General features: G+C 43.1%; 5 protein-coding genes and 1 pseudogene. 2 read left to right on the top strand and 4 right to left on the bottom strand.

Going from position 1 to position 5,489, the window contains the following annotated elements:
* Positions 1-185: 185 nt before the first annotated feature.
* The gene (locus F6J99_RS16910) at positions 186-413 is read right to left on the bottom strand and encodes a hypothetical protein (protein ID WP_293113930.1); all 228 of its coding nucleotides are present in this window, start codon (positions 411-413) and stop codon (positions 186-188) included.
* A 186-nt stretch (positions 414-599) separates the two neighbouring features.
* Here F6J99_RS16910 and F6J99_RS16905 point away from each other — a divergent pair, with 186 nt between their 5' ends.
* Positions 600-803, top strand: coding sequence for a transposase (locus F6J99_RS16905; RefSeq protein WP_293113931.1), 204 nt, complete (start codon positions 600-602; stop codon positions 801-803).
* Positions 804-972: 169 nt separating this feature from the next.
* Here the strand turns inward: F6J99_RS16905 and F6J99_RS16900 are convergent, their stop codons facing one another.
* The 3 genes and pseudogenes from F6J99_RS16900 to F6J99_RS16890 all read right to left on the bottom strand — a co-directional run bounded on the left by F6J99_RS16900 (position 973) and on the right by F6J99_RS16890 (position 4,944).
* Entirely contained in the window at positions 973-1,200 is a 228-nt protein-coding gene (locus tag F6J99_RS16900; protein WP_293113930.1) for a hypothetical protein, read from the bottom strand.
* Between the two features lie 833 nt (positions 1,201-2,033).
* A pseudogene (locus F6J99_RS16895) lies at positions 2,034-2,672 on the bottom strand (Uma2 family endonuclease).
* A 154-nt stretch (positions 2,673-2,826) separates the two neighbouring features.
* A complete protein-coding gene (locus F6J99_RS16890) occupies positions 2,827-4,944 on the bottom strand; it encodes a DUF4157 domain-containing protein (RefSeq protein WP_293113929.1) in 2,118 nt (705 codons plus the stop codon).
* Positions 4,945-5,241: 297 nt separating this feature from the next.
* Here F6J99_RS16890 and F6J99_RS16885 point away from each other — a divergent pair, with 297 nt between their 5' ends.
* Positions 5,242-5,385, top strand: coding sequence for a hypothetical protein (locus tag F6J99_RS16885; RefSeq protein ID WP_293113928.1), 144 nt, complete (start codon positions 5,242-5,244; stop codon positions 5,383-5,385).
* Positions 5,386-5,489: the final 104 nt, after the last annotated feature.

The following is a 5,489-nucleotide window of genomic DNA, read 5'->3' as shown; positions in this document are numbered from 1 at the left end:
TTGGACATTACCTTAAAATGATGCAGATTTTTCTACTCGTTGGCGGTTAATTAAAAGTTATTTTAGCCGTCAATGTAATCCTCAATATGAGGGTAATAGTTCAACATCTCGACAACATAAAGGCGAAAAGGCTGTTTGGCAACGCCGATTTTGGGAGCACCAAATTCGAGATGAGCGAGATTTTATTAACCATCTTGAATATATTCATTATAATCCCGTGCATCATGGATTAGTAACTGCGCCGAAAGATTGGCAATATTCCAGTTTTCATCGTTATGTTGAAGCGGGGATTTATGATCGAGAATGGGGGTGATCAGAAAGGCTTGTGTTTGATAGTCAAATTGGCCGAGAATAAAATGTAGGTTGGGTGGAACGAAGGTGAAACCCAACACAATACCGATTAAGTCTGCCACCAATTAACTGTGATCCGACCATCAGGGTAGGTTTGTTGGGTTTCGTGGCCTCAACCCAACCTACACTCACTGCCACCAATTAACTCTGATCCGACCATCAGGGTAGGTTTGTTGGGTTTCGTGACCTCAACCCAACCTACACTAACTGTTCCCTGTTCCTAATCCAATAAATTTTAGTCTAACTTTATGCAATATCGTAGAGCAAAAACACCAGGGGCAACTTATTTTTTTACGGTGGTAACCCACAATCGCCGCCAAATTTTGTGTGAACTTGAAAATGTTGATTTACTCCGAAATGCTTTTCGAGCTATTAGGCAACAACATCATTTTAAGATTGATGCGATTGTTGTCTTACCGGATCATCTACATTCGGTTTGGACATTACCTTAAAATGATGCAGATTTTTCTACTCGTTGGCGGTTAATTAAAAGTTATTTTAGCCGTCAATGTAATCCTCAATATGAGGGTAATAGTTCAACATCTCGACAACATAAAGGCGAAAAGGCTGTTTGGCAACGCCGATTTTGGGAGCACCAAATTCGAGATGAGCGAGATTTTATTAACCATCTTGAATATATTCATTATAATCCCGTGCATCATGGATTAGTAACTGCGCCGAAAGATTGGCAATATTCCAGTTTTCATCGTTATGTTGAAGCGGGGATTTATGATCGAGAATGGGGGTGATCAGAAAGGCTTGTGTTTGATAGTCAAATTGGCCGAGAATAAAATGTAGGTTGGGTGGAACGAAGGTGAAACCCAACACAATACCGATTAAGTCTGCCACCAATTAACTGTGATCCGACCATCAGGGTAGGTTTGTTGGGTTTCGTGGCCTCAACCCAACCTACACTCACTGCCACCAATTAACTGTGATCCGACCATCAGGGTAGGTTTGTTGGGTTTCGTGACCTCAACCCAACCTACACTAATCGCTTACCCACTGGTAGGTTGGGTGGAACGAAGGTGAAACCCAACACAATACCGATTAAGTCTGCCACCAATTAACTGTGATCCGACCATCAGGGTAGGTTTGTTGGGTTTCGTGGCCTCAACCCAACCTACACTAATCGCTTACCCACTGGTAGGTTGGGTGGAACGAAGGTGAAACCCAACACAATACCGATTAAGTCTGCCACCAATTAACTCGAATCCAACCATCAGGGTAGGTTTGTTGGGTTTCGTGGCCTCAACCCAACCTACACTAATCGCTTACCCACTGGTAGGTTGGGTGGAACGAAGGTGAAACCCAACACAATACCGATTAAGTCTGCCACCAATTAACTCTGATCCCACCATCAGGGTAGGTTTGTTGGGTTTCGTGGCCTCAACCCAACCTACACTAATCGCTTACCCACTGGTAGGTTGGGTGGAACGAAGGTGAAACCCAACACAATCGCGATTAAGTCTGCCACCAATTAACTCTGATCCGACCATCAGGGTAGGCTAGGACTCATGAGGTACACATTAGTTTTTACCTCTTCCCTCTTCTCTCTTCCCTCTTCTCTCTTCCCTCTTCCCTCTTCTCTCTTCCCTGCTCCCTGCTCCCTGCTCCCTGCTCCCTAAAAACCAGAAATTTGTACCTCACAAGTCGTAGAATTGCTATATAGTACTCCCTATTTACAGTAATAACCAGGCAAATAAATCCTTAACTGTAAGATTTAGTTCACTCACGAAAGATGGTACAGGAAGTAACATATCGGGTTGATCGAATACCTCAATTTTTTGTTTAGAATGGTAAACAAACACAGTTTTTTCCTCTGGGTCAATCAACCAACCGATCTGGGTTCCATGCTTGAGGCAATGAAGAATATTTTTGGTTACTTTTGTGTGACTTTGGTCAGGAGATAAGATTTCAATAGTCCAATCTGGAGTCAGGTTAAATACATTGGCAATTTCTCCATTATCATCACAGGGAATTCGGTTCCAAAGAAATACTGAAATGTCAGGTATTATTGAGCGACCCCCAAAGGTACAGCGTAATTCAGGAAATGCACAAGCATTTTTTTTAGGTTTGACTAAACTATTGATGGCGGGTATTAGTTCTCCTTGAAGATGGCGGGTATAAGTAGGGGTAGGGTGGGCAAATTTTGAGAATTTGATGATTTCAGCAGCTGTGATACCCATTTGCCCACCCTACAAGTTCAGGTGATCGGGCTTTTGAATAATTTTTCCATCAAGGTACTCACTAGCAGGCTTCGTTTCCGGTAGTTTCAGAAACTCCTCCAATGTTAGTATTTTTGGTTGTGCTTGTACCATTTCAGGGTTGTCTCCAATTTTGCCAGTAGGGGTAGGGTGGGCGAATTTTGAGAATTTGATAATTTCATCAGCTATGATGCTAATTTGCCCACCCTACCAGATCAGGCGATCGCACTACTAGACCAACGTGCAGCGGTACTTCCTCGGCCGGAAATCAGCTTTCCTCTTGCCATATGGCTGTGATATTTTCTTTCCAGGGCTCCCCATTGTAGTTATATTTGGTCTCGTTTAATGCGTTGAAATAATTGCTGTGTTTGTCGAGGATCTTTGGATTGTCTTCTCCTAGCTGTCCCTCAATGTTTTCCTTGACTACCACTGCCATTGCATGGCCTTTTATATAGAAGATATACGAAGTGCCTTTATTCAAGGTGATGTGGGGAGGGATGTTGGCTGGCAAATTTTCATATTTACAAAGGCATGAGACGATCCTCTTATACCCAGCTTCCGCCAACACCTTCTCGTTGACCCTGTCCAAGTCATAGTATATCTTATCTTGTCTCAACTTTTCATGTAATTTAGCCAGGATGTCATCGTACAGGAGCTCATTCTTAGGCAGCCCACTATCGTCGTTTTTTTGAGTAAAATTCTTAGAGTTTATATTAATGTCAAATTTTCCGAGAAGCTTTTGTACCTGTTCTAGGGCCGATTGTTTGTCCCTGGCTGACGCCGCCTTTTGGTATACCATCGATATCAAGACACAGACCTTGGTTTGTTTGTCTTGTGGTATCTTTCCTTGAGCCAGATCAAAATTAACCTCGGATTCGTCATCTTTATCTAGGTAATCCTGTGGTAGGAGTACAGCTTTGGCGAACGAAATCATGCTTTCAAACGGTTGTTTAAATTTGTACGATTTTAAAAAAGTGTCATTCACCATCATATCATTCAGATTGAGTAGGTAATGGTCTTGATTAACCATTTTGGTTAACCCTTCTGCGAAACGTTTTTTGAAACTGTTTTGGACATATTCAATTAGGTATTGGTTTTGGTCTGGAATTTTTTTGCTTAGTATTTTAAGCATTTTTTCTATGTCTACTGCGTTGTTTTCATTAAAATTTTCTTGAATCTTCTCGACTTTAATTTCCTTTTCTAATTCATTATCAGTATTGTTCTTAGTATTGTATTCTTTTACAATTTCTTCTATTGGTATGAACAACTTACAATAATTTTCTTGGACAAAATTATTATAATTAGAAGTATTCTCCAAATCATTGGTGTTGTTGTCGATTATTGTAGTATTATGCCCTTCTATGTCATAGGCATTTGAGATCAGGTTTGCGATCTTTTTACTCTTGAATTTAGTAGTACTTTCGACTTCTAAAGCCTCTTTAACCTTTGTTCCTTCTGCATTTTCTATGTTTTTCCAATTATTAGACACATAGAGTTTATTCGTCGTCGAATCGTAAACCATTCTTTGCACTGGGTGCTCCCTTTCCGTTACTTCCTTGTTATGGTGCCGACTTACCGGAATAGGGGAGATTCGATTAAGGTCGAGCTGATTTGTTTCTCCGCTTCTTTGTGCCAACAAAGAAACGTCAGCTATCGCTTGATTGCTTCGTGGCCTGACAGGACTCTTTTGTAACGCCTTTGCCCCCATCAGATCGGCTTCACGCTCTAAAGCGGGGTCGTTATTCACCGCCACCCCTTTGGCCTGCATTGTTGCCTTCACCCTGCCCTGCATCTGTTGCACCACATGCCACCCTTCATGGGGCAAATGTTTCTCCTGCCCGGAAGCGAGATGAATATCAGTCCCCTGTGTATAGGCATGAGCCTGCAACTGAGCAGGTTTTGAAGAGTTGTAATGTACCCTCACATCATCCATCGAGTAGCCAGAGAGATTTTCAATGCCTGTTTTCAGGCGATCGGGCAAGCCGGTTTTGTTGGGGCGCTGCACCTCGGATGACACTTGGCTATTCCCTGTCAATTCCCCTTTCCCTTGGATGATGCGATCGCCTCTTGATGGTTTACGACTTTCGGTGTCGGTGTTTTGCTGTAATTGCACCTGGGGTTGAGGCGTACGCTGCCAGGTATCCGCTGCTTGCTCATAGGTATGATCAGGCTCACCAATAGCCAATTTCGGCTGCACTACCGGTAATCGATTCCCAGCCACAGGCACATTTACAAAGCTGCGATTCAAACCAGAAGCCCTGTTAAGGCCGGAGTTTACCTGTTTTTCTGGCACTGAACGCACTGCCGCTCGCTGTAACCAACCACTACTGGGATGGGATGCACTCTGGGACTTTTGCTGATGTTTAGTTAATCCCTGACGCTTCATTTACTAGTCCTCCGTCCATAGATTGGGCATTTTTTATACCCATGTTTTCCGGTTTGATAGTTTTAGTTTCATTAAAGTTAGCACCAATTGTCTCGGTCAAGGGGAAGGGATTTGGGGTTTTGGGATTAGATTTGACTCTAGAGATTAATCGTCCGGTGGGCAGTGCTTAGCTTTTCTATGACAAGCCAATTAATCACGCCTCATGCACTGCCCACCCTACAGCAACGATTTGCGATTCCTGAAGACTTTGCCCGACTCTAGAGATTAATCGTCCGGTGGGCAGTGCTTAGCTTTTCTATGACAAGCCAATTAATCACGCCTCATGCACTGCCCACCCTACAAGAACGATTCCCGATTCCCGATTCCCGATTCCCGATTCCCGATTCCCGATTCCCGATTCCCGATTCCCAATTCCCGTTCCCCTCCTGGGAGCAGGGCTAATTCATTGTGATGAGAGAAAATTAGGGTAGTCAGGAACTAGTGTAAACTATCAAAGTGAACTCAATATGGAACTCTCCTTCCTCTCCCTGATGAAAACTAATCTC

Origin of the sequence: Moorena sp. SIO4G3 (assembly GCF_010692305.1) — a bacterium.
In the GTDB taxonomy this organism is placed as follows: domain Bacteria; phylum Cyanobacteriota; class Cyanobacteriia; order Cyanobacteriales; family Coleofasciculaceae; genus Moorena; species Moorena producens_A.
Note: the sequence above shows the minus strand (reverse complement) of the source record. Positions and strands in the feature narration are given on the sequence as shown.

Coding starts and splice junctions, on each gene's coding strand:
- F6J99_RS16905 (WP_293113931.1), top strand. CDS start 600: ATGCAATATCGTAGAGCAAAAACACCAGGGGCAACTTATTTTTTTACG.
- F6J99_RS16890 (WP_293113929.1), bottom strand. CDS start 4,944: ATGAAGCGTCAGGGATTAACTAAACATCAGCAAAAGTCCCAGAGTGCA.
- F6J99_RS16885 (WP_293113928.1), top strand. CDS start 5,242: ATGACAAGCCAATTAATCACGCCTCATGCACTGCCCACCCTACAAGAA.